Annotated in this window: 1 pseudogene; it reads left to right on the top strand. The window is 34.1% G+C overall.

Annotated elements, in window-relative coordinates:
* Nucleotides 1–223: 223 nt before the first annotated feature.
* Nucleotides 224–495: pseudogene (locus R2R70_RS18915) on the top strand (hypothetical protein); the annotation flags it as partial.

Genomic DNA, 495 nt, shown 5'->3' with positions numbered 1-495 from the left:
ATACCCAGACATTCTGCTTTGAACGAAGTGAAAATACACGTGCAACTTTCAGGTGCATAAGTGGGCACTGGTTCTCCAGTGACTCTTTTCGGGCTCTGCCCAGAACTGAAAGTATCTCAAATTAAATTTCCAATATTTTAAAATTTTTCTTTAACTATTGCTCTTATTTTGAAATAATACAAAAGGTTTAAAATTTTTAAAATATAAAGAGAGGAAGGATAAGGTGGAAACTAAAGTAGAATTCGAAAAAGTCGCTTACAGTCTCAACGAATGGTATATAACCATAAAGCAAAACAACATTCTCAAAGCTACAGCCATGCGAGAAAAAATCGTAAACACATTTCCAAACATGGAAGAAAATCAGAACGTCCTACTGTATTTCAATCTCATAGACTCAAGATTTAAACTGATGACAGAAAACTATAAAGAATCAGGACAACTACTCAGTAAAGTAGACAATGCAACACTGGAAAAAGGCACAGATGACATGATTCA

The organism is Cobetia sp. SIMBA_158 (assembly GCF_046566945.1).
Taxonomy (GTDB): Bacteria; Pseudomonadota; Gammaproteobacteria; order Pseudomonadales; family Halomonadaceae; genus Cobetia; species Cobetia amphilecti.
Note: the sequence above shows the minus strand (reverse complement) of the source record. Positions and strands in the feature narration are given on the sequence as shown.